This window comes from Nostoc sp. FACHB-280, from assembly GCF_014697615.1.
Classification (GTDB): Bacteria; Cyanobacteriota; Cyanobacteriia; order Cyanobacteriales; family Nostocaceae; genus Nostoc_B.
Map to the genome: position 1 here is coordinate 46,414 of NZ_JACJSD010000017.1, position 19,758 is coordinate 66,171.

Annotated in this window: 16 protein-coding genes; 9 read left to right on the top strand and 7 right to left on the bottom strand. The window is 41.7% G+C overall.

The window, feature by feature from the left end; translation table 11 throughout:
* Window positions 1-101: 101 nt before the first annotated feature.
* The 3 genes from rpoB to rpsT form a co-directional block, all read right to left on the bottom strand.
* Window positions 102-3,401: a DNA-directed RNA polymerase subunit beta gene (rpoB, locus tag H6G75_RS14395; protein WP_190980730.1), complete on the bottom strand. Its 3,300-nt coding sequence runs from the start codon at window positions 3,399-3,401 to the stop codon at window positions 102-104.
* A gap of 737 nt (window positions 3,402-4,138) precedes the next feature.
* Window positions 4,139-4,924 carry a TatD family hydrolase gene (locus H6G75_RS14400; RefSeq protein ID WP_190980731.1) on the bottom strand — a complete coding sequence of 262 codons (786 nt, stop codon included), beginning with the start codon at window positions 4,922-4,924 and terminating at the stop codon, window positions 4,139-4,141.
* Between the two features lie 75 nt (window positions 4,925-4,999).
* Entirely contained in the window at window positions 5,000-5,293 is a 294-nt protein-coding gene (gene rpsT, locus H6G75_RS14405) for a 30S ribosomal protein S20 (RefSeq protein ID WP_190980732.1), read from the bottom strand.
* 638 nt (window positions 5,294-5,931) lie between these two features.
* On the opposite strand from rpsT, the gene hisD reads away from it, so the two are divergent.
* The 4 genes from hisD to H6G75_RS14425 all read left to right on the top strand — a co-directional run bounded on the left by hisD (window position 5,932) and on the right by H6G75_RS14425 (window position 9,802).
* Complete coding sequence (hisD, locus tag H6G75_RS14410) at window positions 5,932-7,233, top strand: histidinol dehydrogenase (RefSeq protein WP_190980733.1); 1,302 nt, start codon at window positions 5,932-5,934, stop codon at window positions 7,231-7,233.
* 199 nt (window positions 7,234-7,432) lie between these two features.
* The gene (locus tag H6G75_RS14415; protein ID WP_190980734.1) at window positions 7,433-7,864 is read left to right on the top strand and encodes a universal stress protein; all 432 of its coding nucleotides are present in this window, start codon (window positions 7,433-7,435) and stop codon (window positions 7,862-7,864) included.
* A gap of 163 nt (window positions 7,865-8,027) precedes the next feature.
* Window positions 8,028-8,690: a Uma2 family endonuclease gene (locus H6G75_RS14420; protein WP_190980735.1), complete on the top strand. Its 663-nt coding sequence runs from the start codon at window positions 8,028-8,030 to the stop codon at window positions 8,688-8,690.
* 197 nt (window positions 8,691-8,887) lie between these two features.
* Window positions 8,888-9,802 carry an ankyrin repeat domain-containing protein gene (locus H6G75_RS14425; RefSeq protein WP_190980736.1) on the top strand — a complete coding sequence of 305 codons (915 nt, stop codon included), beginning with the start codon at window positions 8,888-8,890 and terminating at the stop codon, window positions 9,800-9,802.
* A 25-nt stretch (window positions 9,803-9,827) separates the two neighbouring features.
* On the opposite strand, the gene H6G75_RS14430 is transcribed toward H6G75_RS14425, so the two are convergent.
* Window positions 9,828-10,217 carry a hypothetical protein gene (locus H6G75_RS14430; RefSeq protein ID WP_190980737.1) on the bottom strand — a complete coding sequence of 130 codons (390 nt, stop codon included), beginning with the start codon at window positions 10,215-10,217 and terminating at the stop codon, window positions 9,828-9,830.
* A gap of 212 nt (window positions 10,218-10,429) precedes the next feature.
* Here H6G75_RS14430 and hslO point away from each other — a divergent pair, with 212 nt between their 5' ends.
* Together hslO and H6G75_RS14440 are read left to right on the top strand one after the other, a co-directional pair.
* The gene (hslO, locus tag H6G75_RS14435) at window positions 10,430-11,329 is read left to right on the top strand and encodes an Hsp33 family molecular chaperone HslO (RefSeq protein WP_190980738.1); all 900 of its coding nucleotides are present in this window, start codon (window positions 10,430-10,432) and stop codon (window positions 11,327-11,329) included.
* Window positions 11,330-11,641: 312 nt separating this feature from the next.
* Entirely contained in the window at window positions 11,642-13,699 is a 2,058-nt protein-coding gene (locus H6G75_RS14440) for a chromosome segregation ATPase (RefSeq protein WP_190980739.1), read from the top strand.
* A gap of 73 nt (window positions 13,700-13,772) precedes the next feature.
* Here H6G75_RS14440 and H6G75_RS14445 read toward each other — a convergent pair whose 3' ends face one another.
* The 3 genes from H6G75_RS14445 to H6G75_RS14455 form a co-directional block, all read right to left on the bottom strand.
* A complete protein-coding gene (locus H6G75_RS14445) occupies window positions 13,773-14,711 on the bottom strand; it encodes a hypothetical protein (RefSeq protein ID WP_190980740.1) in 939 nt (312 codons plus the stop codon).
* A 142-nt stretch (window positions 14,712-14,853) separates the two neighbouring features.
* Complete coding sequence (locus H6G75_RS14450; RefSeq protein WP_190980741.1) at window positions 14,854-15,333, bottom strand: DUF2267 domain-containing protein; 480 nt, start codon at window positions 15,331-15,333, stop codon at window positions 14,854-14,856.
* 197 nt (window positions 15,334-15,530) lie between these two features.
* Window positions 15,531-16,943: a cell wall metabolism sensor histidine kinase WalK gene (locus tag H6G75_RS14455; protein WP_190980742.1), complete on the bottom strand. Its 1,413-nt coding sequence runs from the start codon at window positions 16,941-16,943 to the stop codon at window positions 15,531-15,533.
* A gap of 505 nt (window positions 16,944-17,448) precedes the next feature.
* Here H6G75_RS14455 and H6G75_RS14460 point away from each other — a divergent pair.
* The 3 genes from H6G75_RS14460 to H6G75_RS14470 all read left to right on the top strand — a co-directional run bounded on the left by H6G75_RS14460 (window position 17,449) and on the right by H6G75_RS14470 (window position 19,625).
* Window positions 17,449-18,051 (top strand): hypothetical protein, encoded by a 603-nt coding sequence (locus H6G75_RS14460; protein ID WP_190980743.1) that lies wholly within the window; start codon window positions 17,449-17,451, stop codon window positions 18,049-18,051.
* 151 nt (window positions 18,052-18,202) lie between these two features.
* Window positions 18,203-18,715: a hypothetical protein gene (locus H6G75_RS14465; RefSeq protein WP_190980744.1), complete on the top strand. Its 513-nt coding sequence runs from the start codon at window positions 18,203-18,205 to the stop codon at window positions 18,713-18,715.
* A gap of 19 nt (window positions 18,716-18,734) precedes the next feature.
* Complete coding sequence (locus H6G75_RS14470; protein WP_190980745.1) at window positions 18,735-19,625, top strand: molecular chaperone; 891 nt, start codon at window positions 18,735-18,737, stop codon at window positions 19,623-19,625.
* Window positions 19,626-19,758: the final 133 nt, after the last annotated feature.

The following is a 19,758-nucleotide window of genomic DNA, read 5'->3' on the forward strand; positions in this document are numbered from 1 at the left end:
GTTATAAGTAAAGTATTCAGTTAAAAGTAATCAAGAAATTTCCTGTTTTGAGTGCCAAATACTGAGATGTGCAATACTCAGCACTCAAAACTCAGCACTCTCTACTCGTCGTCGTCTAACGATTCACGGGAGAGAGATTCGTAAGTTGGACGTGGTGGTGTGCGTCTGGCTGACTGGTCTGCCATTAAATCGACTTCCACATCTAAAGAACTACCATCAGCTTGGGTTTCTACTTTATGAACCGCAATATCTAACCCCAAGGATTGCAATTCTCGCATCAACACCTTAAAGGATTCTGGTGTACCTGGTCGGGGAATTGCCTTACCTTTAACGATCGCATTTAAGGCTTCATTTCGTCCCTGCATATCGTCGGATTTCACTGTCAGCAATTCCTGTAAGGTGTAAGCTGCGCCAAAGGCTTCCAACGCCCACACTTCCATTTCCCCAAACCTCTGACCACCTTGTTGAGCTTTTCCACCCAAGGGTTGCTGTGTAACCAAGGAGTACGGGCCTGTGGAACGAGCGTGAATCTTGTCATCCACCAAATGCACCAGTTTCAGCATATAAGCTACACCAACGGTCACAGGTCGATCAAAGGGTTCGCCGGTACGGCCATCAAACACCATGATTTTGCCGGGGTCATCGGGGTTATATACCCAGTCTTTACCTGTTTCGTCCCTTGCTTCTTGCAATTTGCCATGCACAATGCGGCGCGATGATTCTTCCCCATACATTTCATCAAAGGGAACTATCTTAAAGCGCACACCCAAGGTATGACCAGCCCAACCCAGCAGACACTCAAATACTTGTCCGACGTTCATCCGGCTGGGTACGCCCAAGGGGTTGAGTACGATGTCTACTGGGGAACCATCTGGTAAGTAAGGCATGTCTTCCAGTGGCAAAATCCGCGAAATAATCCCTTTATTACCGTGGCGACCCGCCATTTTATCCCCGACTTGGATTTTCCGCTTCTGAGCGACATATACCCGCACTACCATGTTGGCTCCCGGTGGTAGCTCATCCCCTTGTTCACGAGTGAACAAGCGCACGTCAACTACCCGCCCTTTTTCACCGTTTGGTACGCGCAAGGAATTATCCCGCACATCCCGCGCTTTTTCCCCGAAGATGGCACGTAAGAGTTTTTCTTCTGGTGGTTGGTCAGATTCACCTTTGGGTGTAACTTTACCGACTAAGATATCGCCTGATTCTACCCAAGCCCCAATGCGGATAATGCCTTGTTCATCTAACTGGCGTAAAGCATCTTCCCCGACGTTGGGAATTTCTCTGGTGATTTCTTCTGGGCCTAGTTTGGTTTGGCGAGCCTCAATTTCATATTTTTCAATGTGAATTGAGGTGTAAACGTCATCTTGTACCAACCGTTCCGAAATCAAAATTGCGTCTTCGTAGTTATAGCCTTCCCAAGGCATATAAGCGACGACAATGTTTTGTCCCAGCGCCAATTCACCGCCTTCGGTGGAGGAACCATCTGCTAGTACTTGTCCAGCTACTACCCGTTCCCCAATCCGTACCAAGGGTTTTTGGTTCAAACAGGTATCTTGGTTAGAACGTTGGTATTTAGAAACGGTGTATCTAATTTCCGGTGCGTTTGGTTTGGGACGTACACGAATTTCTGTCGCGTCTACGTAGGTAACATCTCCGTCTGTCCGGGAAACAATCACCATCCCGGAGTCTCTCGCGCCTTGAGCTTCCAAACCAGTTCCCACTAAGGGGCGTTCTGGTTTTAGCAAAGGTACTGCTTGACGTTGCATGTTAGAACCCATCAGCGCCCGGTTCGCGTCGTCATGTTCCAAGAAGGGAATCATACTGGTCGCCACCGAGACAATCTGTACTGGGGAAACCGCTACGTAGTCTACCTGTTCTGGTGTGGTGGTGGAGAATTCTTGGCGGTAACGAACTGGTACTTGTGGCCCAATGATGTAGCCATTTTCATCAACGGGGATGTCTCCTGGTGCGACCCGCAGATCATCTTCTTCATCGGCAGTCATATACACGGGTGCTAGATCAAATCTGACTCGTGCATTTTCTACAGGACGGAATGGTGTTTCTAAAAAGCCGTACTGGTTAACACGGGCATGGGTAGCCAAGGAACCAATCAAACCCGCGTTGGGACCTTCAGGAGTTTCGATGGGACAAATCCGTCCGTAGTGGGAGGGGTGAATATCCCGCACCGCAAACCCTGCCCGTTCTCTGGTCAGACCGCCAGGGCCTAAAGCTGAAAGTCGGCGTTTGTGGGTCAGTTCCGCCAAGGGATTGGTTTGATCCATGAACTGGCTTAATTGGCTGGAACCAAAGAATTCTTTAATGGCTGCTACCAGAGGTTTGGGGTTGACCAGAGATGCTGGTGTCAAAACTTCGGCATCAGATACGGTCATCCGTTCCCGAATAATCCGTTCTAAACGGTTTAAACCTACTCTGACTTGGTTTTGCAGCAATTCGCCCACACTTCTGACGCGGCGATTGCCTAAGTGGTCAATGTCGTCTATACTACCGATGTCGTATTCCAGGTTGATCAGGTAATCGACGGCTGACAAAATATCACCAGGGGTCAGGACACGCATGGTATCGGGAACTGACAACCGGAGTTTTTTGTTGAGTTTATAGCGACCGACTCGACCCAAGTCATAACGTTTGGGGTCGAAGAAGCGAGAATCTAGGAGTTGTTGTCCACCTAAGACGGTGGGTGGTTCACCGGGACGGAGTTTACGATACAACTCCATCAGGGCTTCTTCTTCTGAGAATTGCCCTTCTTTTTCGATGGTTTTTTGGAAATATTCTGGGTGACGTAGGGCATCAAAAATTTCGTTATCTGATAAACCCAAGGCTTTTAGAAGTACTTGCGCTGAGAGTTTCCGGGTTTTATCAATCCGTACCCATACCAAATCGTTTCGGTCAGTTTCAAATTTCAGCCATGCACCCCGGTTAGGAATGAGGCTGGCAGAATATGTCCGCCGACCGTTTTTATCGATTTCCGATTTGTAGTAAACTCCAGGCGATCGCACTATTTGGTTGACAATTACGCGCTCGGCTCCGTTAATAATGAACGTGCCGCGATCGGTCATTAACGGCAAATCACCAATAAATACTTCTTGTTCTTTAATGTCCCCTGTTTCTTTGTTCAACAGGCGTGTGGGAACATACATTTGCACTGCGTAGGTGCTATCCCGCCGTTTTGCTTCTTCTACGCTGTACTTCGGCTCCTTAAGTTTATAATTCTGTCCTAAAAAGTGCAGTTCTAATTTGCCTGTATAGTCTGTAATAGGACTAAATGAGTTTAGTTCTTCTATTAACCCTTCTTCTAAAAACCAGCGAAAGCTTGCTCGCTGAATTTCAATCAAGTCGGGCAACAAAAAGGCGGGTTCCATATATTTGTCTTTATTCATGCCTCTACCTTTGTCAACCTGGTTAAACTTTTAGAGGACACTGCTAGGGGATGGTGCTTGATCCGCGTCAGTGTCCGTAGCTATTGGGGAATTACTCCTTGTGCCACCTGTTATTAATTCATACTGATAACCGCAGCATTTTTTTAATCTGGACAGGGTAACTTTGACAAGGGGGGTAAACGCCCTTGCAAGCTATTAATAGAGGTTATAAACCAGCTATTAACTTGATTTCTCAACGACAGGTTGAGATATTTCTGCCTTTGATTTACTTTCCTCACTTCCCCTCCAAAGCTCGTAAGTAGCTTACGCAGCTCAAAATTTTTGCATCTTAAATCTTTAAAATAAGCAAGCTGATTTTCACGGCAATATCAAAAGATAATGATAATCGGCCGCGCCATGCTGGCTTTGAATCAAAATGGCTCTATTTTGGTGGGCTTTACTCACAAGACAAGTACTTTTAACAATTTTCTATAGTTTTAGATACAAAGCAGGGTATATTTTGCCAAATTTTAGTTCAATTTCGGTTGCTATGGTGATTTAGTGATTCCGAGCATCCGTGTGTGGAGAGTGGAGGATGGTCAAGTTGATAACAATATATTAAGCTTAAAAGTTTGTGGTTTCTTCCTTTATCATTATGACGCAAGCAAAATGTTTTGGAGGCATTAATATTAGCATATTTTTATCCTCCTGAGTTTTTCATTCTTGGTACACACCCAAAAATTGCAGTAGTTAATTACTTAGAGATTCAGTCCAAATAGTTGACAAGCGTTTTGCGTGGTTTGGTGGGCGATCGCTTCTACAGTCTCTCCCCGCAATTCGGCTAATTTTTCTGCTACATAGCGGACATAAGCTGGTTCATTGCGTTTTTCCCCCCGTTTGGGAACAGGAGCCAAAAAAGGACAGTCTGTTTCTATTAATAGGCGATCGCTACTTACCATCGCGGCTGAGGCGTGAATTTCTTTAGCGTTTTTGAATGTTACAGTCCCGCTAAAGCTAATATAAAAACCCAGATCCAAAAACCATTGGGTTTCCTCTGGTGTACCACCCCAGCAGTGCATTACACCCCGCATTCTTCCGCCTGTAATTTCCTGCCATTTTTGCAAAATTTCCCTGACATCACTGGCCGCATCTCGACAGTGAATAATCACGGGCAAATTGAGTGCTGATGCGATCGCTAATTGCTCGGTAAATACCATGCGCTGCTGCTCATAGTTTTCGGCTTTGTAGTAATCCAGCCCCATTTCCCCAATTGCCACTACTTTCGGTTCGGAACTTGCCAAGTGTTTAATTTTCTCGGCTGTGTCACTTTGCCATTGTTCGGCATCCAAAGGATGTAAACCTACAGCAAAACTTAGTTCAGGAAATTGCTGGGCAATTGCTTGAATGCTGGAGAACTCTGATGGTTCTACACAGGAATGTACTAAATGCACTACTCCTGCTGCTTGCCACCGCGATCGTACGGACGCTAAATCTGGCTGGAAGTTATCAAAGTTAAGATGAACGTGGGTGTCAATCAGCTGCATTTTGTCTTTTGTGCTTTGTCATGTGTCATTAGTCTTTGCTGCAACGCATAACTAATGACACATGACTAATGACTACTACTGTGCGGTTGCGAGTGGCTTGAGTTTATGAGCCAATCTCGATTTTTTCCTAGCACCGTTGTTAGGATGCAGAATGCCCCGCTTTACAGCTTTATCGATTTTGCTGTAAGCCTCAGCCAGCCGCACTTCTACCTCTTGTTTGAGTTCGGGTGTAGGATTAGCTGCGTAGGTTTCTACCACAGTAAAGTATTTCTTCATCAGCGTCTTAACAGCTGATTTGTAAGTTTTATTCCGCAGCCGATTGCGTTCTGCGATATTGGCGCGTTTAAGAGCAGACTTTGTATTCGCCACAGTCGATTCCAAAAAGACTATTTAATATGTACACACACTACTAGATTTACTAATATAGCATTCATCTTGCCAATATCAGAATTTCTCAAAAAAATCTTGCTTTGGTTTGAAGGGGGTGGGGGGCGGAATGATGCTCAAAGGTTGTCTGTGAAGAATGGGTGTAAGGGTGTGAGGGTTTAGGGGTGTAAGGATTTTGAACATCTACACCCTTGATTTTTAGTCTGATTGCGTCTGGTAGGTCAATGAAGTTCTGTGCCGAACCCTGGAAATAAGCTAGAATAAAGTACCTGAATAAATAATCAAATAAGTAATAACTATACTCAGACCCTATACTGACTTTTGGATTGGCAAATCAGGATGTATCGACATAAGAAAACCACAGAAAGTAAGGCATAGGGGGAAAAGATAGGTAGAATTACACTCCTGCTTTCTATCCAAAAGCCCACTAGGCAAGTCGAACTGAGGCAATTCGATCATCTAAATTAACTCACCCATGTGCTGGCATCCTGGGGAGTATCAAAAAAATCCAGGTTAAGCTAAAGATGAGAATTAAAGCGAAACTCTTCCCTCTTGGGGGTCAAGAGTCAGACTAATTCTCAAGCGGGAATAATCTAAAATTTTGGCATTTTCCTTACTCCATGCTGCGAATCATTACTCAGCAGGCAGATGTTAAAGCAGAACTACAACGTATCTGCGATCGCACCCATGACGAACAAGTGGTTCATAAAGAAGCCACGGTGCGGGAAGTGTTGCAAGCGGTAAAGCGCCAAGGCGACAAAGCTGTGCTGCACTATACGGCTGAATTTGACCACCAAACCTTAAAGCTGGAAGAACTGCGCGTTACGGGTTCGGAACTAGATACGGCGTATCAGCAAGTCTCTAAAGAATTGCTCCAAGCGATTCAGTTAGCGGCTCGTCAAATTGAAGCATTTCACCGTCAACGTGTCCCCAAAAGCTGGGTCAACTTTGGGGAAGATGATGTAGTCTTGGGCAAACGCTACACCCCAGTAGACCGAGCCGGGATATATGTTCCTGGTGGTCGTGCGGCTTATCCCAGTACGGTGTTAATGAATGCTATTCCAGCGAAGGTGGCTGGTGTACCGCGAATTGTGATGGTGACACCACCAGGGGCGGGGAAAGTAATTAGCCCATCTGTACTAGTGGCGGCCCAAGAAACCGGAATAGAAGAAATTTACCGCGTTGGCGGGGCGCAAGCGATCGCCGCTTTAGCCTATGGGACAGAAACAATTCCGAAAGTTAATGTGATTACCGGGCCAGGCAATATTTACGTCACCTTAGCCAAAAAACTCGTTTATGGTACCGTGGGCATTGATATGCTGGCAGGGCCGAGCGAAGTGTTAATTATTGCCGATGAATTTGCCAATCCGGTGCATGTGGCTGCTGATATGTTAGCCCAAGCCGAACATGATCCAATGGCAGCAGCAATTTTATTAACTACAGATCCGGCTTTGGCGAAAAATGTCCAAGTCGCGGTGGAAAGACAATTAGTTGATCACCCCAGGCGGATTGATACAGAAAAAGCGATCGCTCACTACGGCTTAATTGTGCTGGTAGAATCTTTCGCAGCCGCAGCAGAACTCTCCAATGAATTTGCGCCGGAACATTTGGAGTTGGAAGTCAAAGATCCTTGGGCAATTTTGCCGCAAATCCGCCATGCTGGGGCAATATTTTTAGGCTACTCCACACCAGAAGCTGTTGGTGACTATTTAGCAGGGCCAAACCATACCTTACCTACCTCTGGCGCGGCTCGTTATACTTCAGCTTTAAGTGTAGAAACCTTTCTCAAACACTCTAGTATTATTCAATACTCACCCACAGCCCTGCAAAAAATGGCTGGCGCAATTGACGCACTAGCAACAGCAGAAGGACTACCTTCCCACGCTGATTCAGTCCGGCGGCGGATTCAAAAAGATGAGTAATGGGGAATGCTTAATTTTTTCCAACACTTTTAGTAAAAACTAACCTGGGGCTGCACACTAGAAAATTAAACTGTATTGCGGCAAAGCAATTAGCGATCGCCAAGCATACATAAAATAAGATAAACCTGAGCTTCCATCAGTAATATTATTGGTGTAAGAACTAGAGTTTCAGGGGTCTACTTTTGAGGAGACGAGGGCAGTGCTGAATAATATATTGGTAGCTCTGGATGGTTCGGATATTGCAGAACGTGTTATGCAGGTTTTGGATGAGTTGGTATTATCACCAGAAACCAAAGTCGTTTTGTGTCATGTATTTCCGACACCAGACTCAGAGATGGAACTACCCGCAGATCGTCCTCATCCAGAATCTCCAGCATTATCTTATTTCCAAATAGAAAAACAACTGCAATCTTACAAAGAAAAAATATCGATTCACAGTGCAGTAGAATTAGTCACTGGCGAACCTGCCGATGAAATTATTCGCCTAGCTAATATTTATAAAGCTGATTTAATTATTATTGGAAGTCGCGGATTAACTGGGATGAAACGCATTGTCCAGGGTTCCGTGAGTAGTCAAGTAGTAGAAGAAGCTAATTGTTCTGTATTAGTGGTGAAGCCAAGTAAAAATTAACAATGGTAGTAACAGCAATATGACTACAACTACCCCAAAACTCTCTTTTGCTGATATTTTTTCTCTTTGCACCTTTGTGCCTTTGCGTGAACATAAAATTCTTCGCTAATCTTTCCAAATAACAGGAGTAGGAAACACTATAAATCTCAACTGCGAAGGTATTATGTATAACTATGATCCATTAGAATGTTTACCTTCATCGGCAGAATTGCCAGATTCTGATGATACCCCTGTGGATAACGAACTACAAATTTTAATTCCTAATTTACTATTAGCTATCTTAGCTAATATCTGGCAAAACCGTGATGATTGGTTTTTCGGGATTAATATGGCAATTTATTATGCACCTGCTAAATCTGCCATCGTTCCTGATGGATTTTTGAGTTTAGGTGTAGAACGTTTTGTTGGTGAAAATGGACGTTCTAGCTATGTTTTTTGGGAGGAAGAAGGTATTGCACCTACTCTAGCCTTAGAAGTTGTTTCTCAAACTTATAACGGCGAATATGAACAGAAAAAAATTGATTATGCTGAATTAGGGATTTTATATTACGTGATTTATGCACCAACACGTCTACGTCGTAAGCGGCAACGTTTAGAAGTTTATCGGTTAGTTGAAGGTAAATATATTTTACAACTAGGGGATAAAGTTTGGTTGCCAGAAATTGGTTTAGGTATTGGAAGGGAACAGGGTACTTATCAAGGAAGAACACGAGAATGGTTATTTTGGTATGACGAAAATGGCAACCGATACCAAACCGCAGAAGAACAATTGCAAAATTTATTAACTAAGTTACAACAGCAAGGAATTGACCCAAGCCAACTTTAATTCCTATTTTTTCAATCTAAGAAAATAAACTACGTGTAGGTTGGGTGTAACGAAGTGGAACCCAACAATGCCAAATTATCTGGATTTTGGGTTTCGTGCTTCAATCCAAATTACGCTTATTTATATTGCAGCTATTATACAAAATTACCAGAATATATTTCAGAAAAAATCTCTTCTGCTATTAATATATAATCACAATGTTTTTTGAATTACGCGACCAAAAATTAGCAGAATATACAAAATTACAAAAACATCCGCGAGATGAAGAAGAAAGCCGTCATCAAGCGACATTAGAAGTTTTTAGTAATTTAATAGAAACTGATTTTTTTGATGTGTATGAAACAGATGAAGAGGGAGATACTATATTGATGGATATAGTCTGGGCGGGAAATCTTGACTATGTAAAATTCCTGGTTGAATCTGGACTAGATGTTAATAAAATAGCTAGTGGTTACGATTTTGCTCTATTGGTTGCTGCGCGTCAAGGCTGGACAGAGATATTTAATTATTTATCACCCTTAACTCTTCCTGAATTTAGAGAAATAGCAGAAGAAGTATTACCTGAAGGTATTATTTATAGTCAAAGAAAAAATAATCATGCTGTAGAATTATTTGTAGACGATGCTTTTGATGGAAATATTGATGCTCTTCATCATGCACTTTCTCAAGGTATAAAAATAGATGCCATTAGTTCTAATGGTGAAGCAGCTTTACATAAAGCTATCAGAAATAATCAATTATTAGCCGTCGAGCTTTTATTAAAAGCTGGGGCAAATCCAAATTTAAAAGTAGAAGAAGGCTGGGAATATACACCCTTAATGGTTTCCATAAGTTTAGCTAGTATTGATTATGCTATTTTTCAAGTATTAATTGAAGCTGGAGCTAATTTAAATGGTAGTTCTAGTAGAGGCGAAAGTGTTTTAATGCTGGCAGTTTTAACCTTAAATATAGATGCTGTTCGCCGATTACTGGAACTAGGTGTTGATGTTAATGCCAAAGATATATATGGACATACAGCACTTTACTATGCGATCGCCTGTAGACAAAGAGATGAGATAGTAGTTGAAGAAATAATCCGCCTTCTGAAAGCAGCCAGAGCTAGAAAAGCTTGAGGATTACTACTGAATATCCCAACTCTTACCTTTTTTCTGCCTGAGCTAAAAACTGCCGTAAACTCAATAAACTCAAGGTTTGACCTAAGTTTATGGGTAACATTGAAATGCCTTCTAAGCGGGACTGTACCCAACCTTCGCCCCAGTACCATTCGTGAAAACCGTCAATACCACCACTGAGTAGTAACCGCAGACAATTGGGCTGTACTACATCCACCTGATGATGAATGGAGACAGGGCCAGTCCAGCTTGTAAACTGGAATCCTGGATAAATTTCTTCGGGCATTCCGGGGTTAAAACGTTGCCCTAAGAGCCATTTTTCTAATTGTGCTGGACGTAGCAAGCTATCACCAATGGCGTTAGCTGATGCGGCGATTTCTATCCGTAGTTGGCTTTGTTGAAAATGACCTAGCATTTTTTGCGAATTGTAAAGATGAGGACGACAAAAAAGTATTCAAAAGCGAGAAGCCATAAAATTCTGCATTCTGAATCCTGACTTCTCGATTCTTGAATGAATTGTATTTCTAGTATTGCAAATGCGTCGCCACTGAGCATCCACCCACCTGGATGGTAACTGAGAACTTAGAATAGAAACAGTGAAGTTGTTAAGAAATGTAAGGTTTTTTCATGGCGGATCAGTTAATTCGCGCAACAGCAGCCGAAGGTGGGATTCGTGCAGTGGGTGTCATCACTACGCGCTTGACAGAAGAGGCTCGGCAGCGTCATCAACTTTCTTATGTGGCAACAGCCGCACTAGGACGGACTATGGCAGCAGGTTTATTAATGGCTTCTAGTATGAAGCGTGCTGGTTCGAGGATTAATATCCGGGTGAAAGGCGATGGCCCTTTGGGTGGTATATTGGTAGATGCGGGCTTGGATGGAACAGTGCGGGGTTATGTCAGCAACCCGTCTGTAGAACTGCCACCTAATGCTAAAGGTAAACTTGATGTTGGCGGTGCAGTCGGCAGTGGCTACCTCTATGTAGTTCGAGATATTGGTTATGGTTATCCTTACTCTAGTACGGTGGAACTAGTATCTGGAGAAATTGGCGATGATGTGGCGCATTACCTAGTAAATTCTGAACAAACACCATCAGCTTTAGTATTAGGTGTGTTTGTGGGTGCGACTGGAGTAACTGCGGCTGGAGGATTGTTAGTCCAAGTTTTACCAAAAGCAGCTAGAGATGAAGCTTTAATAGAAACTTTAGAATCAAGGGTGGCTGCCTTATCAGGATTTACCCCATTGTTACAAGCAGGTAAGACCCTACCAGAAATTTTTACTGATTTGTTGGGAGATATGGGTTTGTCGATATTTCCCGAAACTCAGATGTTGCGTTTTCATTGCAGTTGTTCTTTTGATCGGGTATTGAGCGCACTTAAGATTTTAGGAGAAGCGGAATTACAAGACATGATTGCGAAAGATAATGGTGCTGAGGCTACTTGCGATTTTTGTAGCAGAGTTTATCAAGCAAGTAGTGATCACTTAGCACAATTAATTGTTGATTTACAGGCAGAATCTTCTGGTTGAAAATTAAGTATAAAATAACACTGATTTTAGCCAAGGTTAAAGGTATACCAGGAGAAAGTTCGGAAAAACAGTAGCTTTTTCACAATGAGAAAGTTACTATGGCAACAACTGAATTGTTGACCCTGCGAATTTGAGGTTTGGAATTTTGGATTTTAGATTGGTTTTTTGGTTCCAGCTCCGCTACGTTAGGGTAGAACCTATATAAAATTGTTAAACTATATCCCTCTTGTGGGTAAGGTAAATCTAAAATCCAAAATCCAAAATTGTTTGACCTAGAGCCAATAACTATTTAATAAATTTTTGGTGTGAGAGATGACAGAGCGGGATATTCCAGAAGATTGGTCTCCAGCTAGAGCTAGAGAGCCAGATCACACAAACCGAACACCACACTTCGGTGAAACGCAAGCATTTGGCATCCCAGCTACTGGTTCTAACTCTAAGTCAGTGAAACAACAAACAGAAAATAATCCAGAAGGATTACCAATAATAGATCATCATTCCGCCGAAACCATTCCACCTAGTAAACGTTCCAGACCTTTGCCACGCTGGATGAAAAGCTGGGTGTTATGGGCAACAATGTTAGCCTTGATTCCTGGCAGTATCGGGTTTATTGCAATGGCAATGCTGTTAAAGTTGCCTGCTGCTCCTAACTGTCCGTCGATTTTTTGGCCGTTGGCTAGTGCTTCGGTGCGGTTACACTGCGCTCAGTTGGCGGCTTCTAAGCAGACAGTCAATGATTTATTACAAGCGATCGCCTTAGTTAAACAGTTACCAGAAAACCACCCACTGCGGGGAGAAATTGATCGGTTTATTGAGGAGTGGTCGCGGGATATTTTACAGTTAGCAGATCAAAGTTTTCAAGCCGGAGATTTAGAAGAAGCAATTACCACAGCCCAAAAAATTCCCCAAGACTTGCCTGTATATAAGTTAGTAGATGAAAAAATTGCTAAGTGGGAATCAATTTGGGCTAAAGCTGACGAAATTTATCAAGCAGTACAAGAAGAATTGCAGCAAAGACGCTGGCAATCAGCCTCATTATTGGCAGCGAAATTACTGCGGGTAGATAATAAATATTGGTCAAGTACTAAATACGACCAAATCAACCGCTTGATTGTATCGGTGCGGGAAGATGGCGATAAGTTAGATAAAGCTGATAGTTTAGCCAAAACCAAAGTAGTAGATAATTTATTAGAAGCAATCAAAATAGCGGAATCGATTGGCAAAGACAGTTATTTTTATGATAAAGCCCAAGAGTCGATTCCTTTATATGGACGCAAAATGCTGGAATTGGCCCAAGCTAAGATGGATGCCAAAGATGCAGATGCAGCTTTAGAAATTGCACGACAAATTCCGGATATTACTAAATTACAAGCAGATATCGAAGATTTTATTGCTTTAGCAGATGCCCAACGCAGTGCATGGCTAGGTACAGTTTCTAGTTTAGAAACTGCGATCGCCCAAGCGCAAGAAATAGACCCTTCCCGCGCCAACTATAACAAAGCCCAACAATTAATTGCGCGTTGGCAGTTGGAAATAGAAGATGTTGGCCGTCTAGAAAAAGCACGCACATTAGCCAGCCAAGGTACAATTAACGATTTAGCAGCAGCAATTATTGAAGCACAACAAATTCCCTCTAATAATCCGCGAGCTTCCGAAGCTAGGCAAGAAGTTGGGCGTTGGCAAGCTCAAGTGGAAACCATTGAAGACCGTCCCTACTTAGAACGTGCTGAACAAATAGCCTTATTAGAAGATATCAACTCTTTACAAGCTGCGATCGCAGAAGCCAGCCAAATCCGTAAAGGTCGGGCATTATTCCCAGAAGCACGCAGAAGAATTAACAGTTGGACGGCGAAAATAGAACGCATCCAAGACCAACCATACTTAGACCAAGCAAGAGATTTGGCTCAAACTGGAGATTTAAACGCCGCAATTAACGCCGCACAGACAATTGCATCTTCAGGAAGGGCGCTTTCTGGTGAAGCTCAAGCAGCTATTGATGATTGGCGAGGACAAATTCGCGCTAAAGATAACTGGAGCAGAGCCAGACAAGTTGCAGCTGTGGGTACACCAGATGCCTTAGTTGAGGCAATTCGGTTAGCGAATAAAGTCCCCAGCAGTAATATTCTGCGCTTGGATGCAAATGTCGCTATTGACCAATGGAGTCAACAGTTATTAGACTTGGCTCGCTCTCAGAGTAGTTCTAATCTCAGCAAAGCCATTGAAACTGCTCAGTTGGTTCCTAGAGGTACGAGTGCTTACAGTACAGCACAAGAACAAATTAAAAATTGGCAGCAATTGTTAAATCCTCAACCAGTACCACAACCAGAACCGTTGTTACCGTCATCAACTACCGAAGGTACTAATTTGTAAATTATGTAGAGACGTTGTATACAACGTCTCTACATAGCATCAAAAAGATGTCTTCTCCTACTGCCAATCAAAACTAATTCAAGAATACTGAACCGTTTTGTTGAATTCGCATAGCCTTAGTATCTTGGCTTAAGTCAGTTGCTTCATTTAAAGTTACTTCTAACATTCCTGGTTGTGTAGTAGAAGCTTGGGGTATGACTAACAGTAGTCCACCGTCTTCGCGTTGGAATGTGACTGTAACTGGGGCGCTGATACCTTGTAACATGACATTTGACTTACCTTCAAGCGATCGCGCTTCTGTATCGCCAATAACTTGGTAAGTAACTTTAGCGCCAGTATCGTTAATTAATTTCACATCAACTTTACCATTAGCCAGGGCGATCGTTGCGCTGGGTGTTTGTTGTTGGGATGGTGAAGGGGTTTGAGTGGTGGTAGTTTCGCTGGTAGATACCTGGGGATTGACTGGTACACCTTGATTTGATGTTTCTCCTGGAGATGGCAATGTAGTTTGAGGCGTAGTAGTTCCACTTATAGAAGCCTGTGGAGTTACTGGTACACCTTGGCTAGAAATGTTTCCTTGTCCTTGAGAGAAAGCATTAGGTGGGCAACCTTGAGGTACAACATTTCTGCTGTTAAAAGGTTCTTCATAGTAAATCCGCGGACAAGGATTCAGTGTTCCACCAGCTTGCGGTGTTTCACCACCCACACCTAATCCTGTTTGATATGTAGAAGAGGTAGTTGGGGTGCCATTTGCAGGTAAAAGCCCTTGATTAGCTAATCTTTGAGTGAGGGCATTCGGTGGACATCCTTGCGGTACTACAACTCGGTTATTGTGTGGCTCTTCATAAAAAATACTAGGGCAAGGGTTCACCTTAGAAGTAGATTGTTGTGGTGTGACAGTAGGTGATTGTTGGGCTACTGCTGTTTGCGAGATTGCAGGTACACTAATTAATAAACCACCGCAAACAGCACTGAATATTCCAGTCAATTTCCGTAATTTTTGAGAACTCATATTTAGATTTTCCTCCTGAGTAAATTGGGTATTAATAACTATCGAAAAATTTTGTTATTTGTCATTAGGATTTGTGTTGATCAAGAACAAATAACTAATGACAATTCATAATTCAAATATTTCAGTTAGCTAGATTGGAAATCTAAGCTTCTTCCCAAAGTTGACGAACTCTATCTGGAAGCCAACTAGCAATTTCTTGAATTCTTTCTTGTGACAGTTCGTCTTTAGTCGCAGAAAAAACAGCTTTGACAACTTGTTCGCGGTCTACATTCGGTGGCATAGTGCCTTCATTGGCAACGCGGAATAAGAAGCGATCGCTATCAATTTTAAAGATGCCAGGGCCTTGCCAGGGTGGACGTACCCGACTCAAAAAGCTGACAATCGGATTGGTATCATGCCACAGTTCGGCAATTTCAATTTGCAGAGATTTGTCTTCAGTTTCTTCGGCTGGTTTATGTAGTTCACCTTCAACTCGGTCGGCGGCTTCTGTAGTCATCAAGTCACGCATAACTCGAAATACTACTTCTGTAATATCCCTAGCGTCGTAAAGGTCAGCTAAACCACTATTTTGTTTTACCTTCTCTAAAAAGGGTAGATTTTGTTCTGCAATGGGAGTTGGCATTTTATCTCCTCCAATAACCTATTTTTTAGCTGCATGTAAGCAAAATAAATCCGCAGTTTATGGAATACTCATCAGAGTAAACAGTAAACTGTGTTCGCTCAAATTTATGATTTAAAAATGCAAGCTTTACTATCTAAGTTAGTAAGTAATGCCAAATCTATTCATCTGTCACAGGAAACAAAACAATAAACGAAAATTTAAGACTCTAGAGTTACAGGTAGAGTCACAATGAAAGTTGTACCTTTGCCAAGGCTACTTTCAACTTGAATTTGACCTTGGTGATGTTCGACAATAGCTTGAGCGATCGCTAGTCCTAATCCTGAACCTGTAGCACTGTCAGTAGCTGTGCTTTCACTTTTTTTATGAGTACGCGCCGGATCTACCCGATAAAAACGGTCAAACAACCTGGGTAATGCTTCTGTGGGAATACCAACACCAGTATCACTCACTTTAATTTGTAACTGAGCCGTGCTGACACGCATCCTCGATACACGACTGATTCCTTCTTGACGTGTCAACTCGACATTTACCTTACCACCCGCCGGAGTATAGCGCAAAGCATTACTAATTAAGTTTGTCAATAGTCTGACTAGCTGATCCCAATCACCTAAGAGGGTGAACCAATTTTCTAGTAATTCAGGACTCGTTTCCGCTACTGGCGGATCAACTAAGTGTAAATTTAAAGCAATATCTTTTTCACTAGCGAGAAGTTGCTGTTCTTCAATCACTTCCATCAGTAAAGCATCTAAAGGACAAGGTGAAAATGTATCTTTACTGATGCCACTATCTTGTCTTGCTAAAAATAATAAATCATTTACCAGCTTACCTAAGCGTTGTGTCAATCGTTCCACCACCTTTAACTGTTGACGATAGTTAGTAGAACTACTCACTTCGGTTTCAACTAACTCCAATTCACTTAAGGCGACTTGTACATTAGTTTGAATCAATGTAATGGGACTTCTCAATTCATGGGAAGCATCAGCCGTGAATTGCTTGAGTCTTTGATAAGAATCACCCACTGGTTCCATTGCTTTCCCCGACAGAAACCAGCCACTTGCAGCCACTGACAGTAACATTAACCAAATTCCCAATGCTAAATCTAAAATTAGCTGACGGCTGGGTTTAGTAACTTCAAACCACGGATGACTTACACGCAGATATCCTAATACTTGTCGGCCAAATTCTACGCGCTGGGTAACTTGACGTAACGATAGTTCTGAGTCTCCCCACTGGTCTTGTTTAGGAATGCGGACTGTTTCGCCAGTATGATTACCATGAATGGGAATATTTAAAGGTTCTGAGAAAGTTGACCAAAGTAATTTCCCTGTAGGACTAAACCATTCCAAGTCAATGTGGTCATCATCGACATTATTGGCATTGTTGCGAAAACTGGCTTCTACATTAATACGGAGTTTATCAGTTTCGTGATTTACTGGCTCAATGACAAGCGATCGCTCGACAATTTCCACCACATGATTTAAAGTATCGTCAATTCGCTCTACCAACGTACTCCGAACATATAAGTACACACCACTAGCAAACAGCAATAACAACACAGCAGTTACCGCAGTGTACCAAATAGCCAACCGACGACGAGTAGCTTGAAACATACTTGCAACCCAAATCTACTTCAGTAGATTTATTGATAACAATAACTAATAGCTAAGAATATAGTAGATTACAAGGTCTTACACCCCTATACCCCTTTAAACTATCCCAAATCCTTAATTTTTCATCTTACTGCTTAATTCCTGGTTAAACCAAAACCAAATATCTTGATTCTAAATTTATCAACATAGAAGTTAATTTAGTAAAAATTTTACACTAGCATCCTAAATTTAACTTATAAACTGCTTGATAAAAGTCTATATCACTTAGTAGAAAAATAGTATTTTCACTGTGGACATAAAAATATTAACTCAGCTTATATCAAAATACTTAAGAAGAAATTAGCATAGAAAAATTATGGTTTTACAGTAGCTTTATAGAAAATTATCAGCACGGGAAATATATGTAAAATGCGTAGACTTTGGTAAATTCTCTGAGGTGCTATTTTTGCTACAACGGCTACATTGATTTTGTCATCTTTTTCTAAAGAGTAATTATTTAGCCCCCATGAAAAAGAATTTCTTGTTAGCAGCATTTACTCTCGGTGCAACCTCTCTAGCCAGCACCTTGCTATCTGCACCTGTTAGAGCTCAAACATTCGTTAATGTACCAATCAATGTTGTAGTACCAGATACTATCTACATCCAAACTTACAAAAGTCTCACATTTAAACCAAGTAGTACAGAGTTTTTAGGAATTCCCCAAAACATTGACGGTAACTTTACCTCTGACGGTAATGTTGATCAACTTCTTCCTGATCCTGCTAGTATTACAACTACCAAAGGAATAATAAAAACAAACGACATTTTAGTTTATAGAATTTGGGGTACTGGAGGTGCTGGTAGCAAGATTGAACATAGTGTTACCTATACTGGTAATACTCTTTATAAAGATGGCGATACCTCATCTCCAAATACTATTGGTATTAGTGTAGCGTCGCCAGCAGGGGCTATACAATCTGAGGCTCCTGGTCTTGATCCCGCTAATCCTGTAAAACCAATTATTGAAGGAAACGTACAGTTTCAATTTGATTTCAGTTCAGCAAACGCATCTGGTACATACTCTGCTCCTCCTGGAGAAGCTTTGAAAATTACAGCTACAGGTATTTAGACATAGTAGATTTTGGGCTTGAGTTGTATTTAACAAAGAGCCAGAAATTGCAAGTTCTGGCTCAGAGCAAAATTACTATATCCGGTTAATTGCTCTTTCCAGAACTCAATTCTCTCAAGGTCATTTTTTGATTTAGTCGAGTAGACATCTGATGAAACGACTATTATTTGTTGGCACATTTTTGCCTGTATTTCTCTTTTATCAGCCAAAGACTTTCGGGCAAATTAGTTTTCCAAACAATATCCTTAATTTGGCTCCCATTCAATTAGATGAGATTTTTAATGCAGGTTCTAATCAAGTAGGTGATGCCACATTAGAAACAACGTTTATTACTCCTGCATTACCCACACCTGCAATTAAGACTGTAGTGGTAAACCGTACAGAAACAGACCTATGGCGGCTAGAACTTTCAAATCCTCAAGATTTAACTGTTAAGTATGAATTGCTTTCAGGTAACGGCAATCTTAATAGACTCAGTAGCAAAATTAGTAGTGATGAAATTAAAGTTGATATTGATCCTATAGAGCCTAAAGAAATATCCTCTGATCCACAAAAAGGAACTAAGACTGTGCAAGGCGGAGCGACATTTACCTTAGACTTGTCAAAGATCAGAACTTCCGGTTCTTATTCAGGCACATTAAAGGTAACATTTACTGGAATTTGAATATTAATTGACTAAACCAATGAATCAGCAGCAGAAAGTAGTTAGAAGCATCTATCAAATTGGAGCTAGTGCGCTATTAACCCTGAGTACATTAGCTTTAAATTGCCATCACGCCCTAGCAATAGCCATTGGAGTTAGCCCACCTAGATTTGAGTTAAAACTGGACGACAGCAAACCAAAAACTCAGGTTTTTCGTGTTGTTAATATTGACAATCAACCAGCAACCTTTAGGATTTATATAGAAGGTTGGACACTGAATGAACGAAATGAAATTCAACCTGTAAAGTCAACAGAGCAGTCTTTAGATAATTGGATTATCGTCAATCCTGTTACCTTTACACTGCCTCCTGGCAAAACCCAAACAATTCGCTTTTCAGTTCGTCCTCGTGTCAAACCCCAAGCGGGAGAACATCGCGCGTTAATCTTTGTAGAAGAAGTCAACGCTAACCCGCAAAAGAGAAATAGTTCTGCGGTTCAGATTTTGGGTCGTTTTGGTGTTGCTGTGTACGCCTATGTCGGTACTCCAAAAAAAGTTGGTGTTCTCAACTCTATTTCAGTTGATAGCAAGACTAATAATATAAAAGCTAGTTTTGATATTTCTAGTCAAGGTAACGCTTACGTGCGGATGAACGGTCAATATACAATTTGGGCTGCTAACAAATACCCTGGTGCAAATTCCACTAAAAAAATAGCTAACTTGCAAGACCAAACAAATAAGAAACCAGATGGTGTTTTGGATGCTGGAACTTTACCTTCAACACCTGTTTTACCTGGTACTCGTCGTCAACTCATATTGGATATCAGTAAAAAACTACCACCAGGTCAATATGTTTTAGATGTTAATGGTGATTTAAATGGCAGTGTAATTGATAAAGGTATTCCTTTTACAGTTACAGCCAGAAGTAAATAACACACTGTTTAAAAATTTATTTTCTCTCTTCTGGTAATCTTCTAATCTCTCCTCACATTATCTAGATTTTGCCAGTTATCTAACCAAAGTTCTCTAGTTTTTTCAATTAGTTACCTTGTCTGTCTCTGCAATC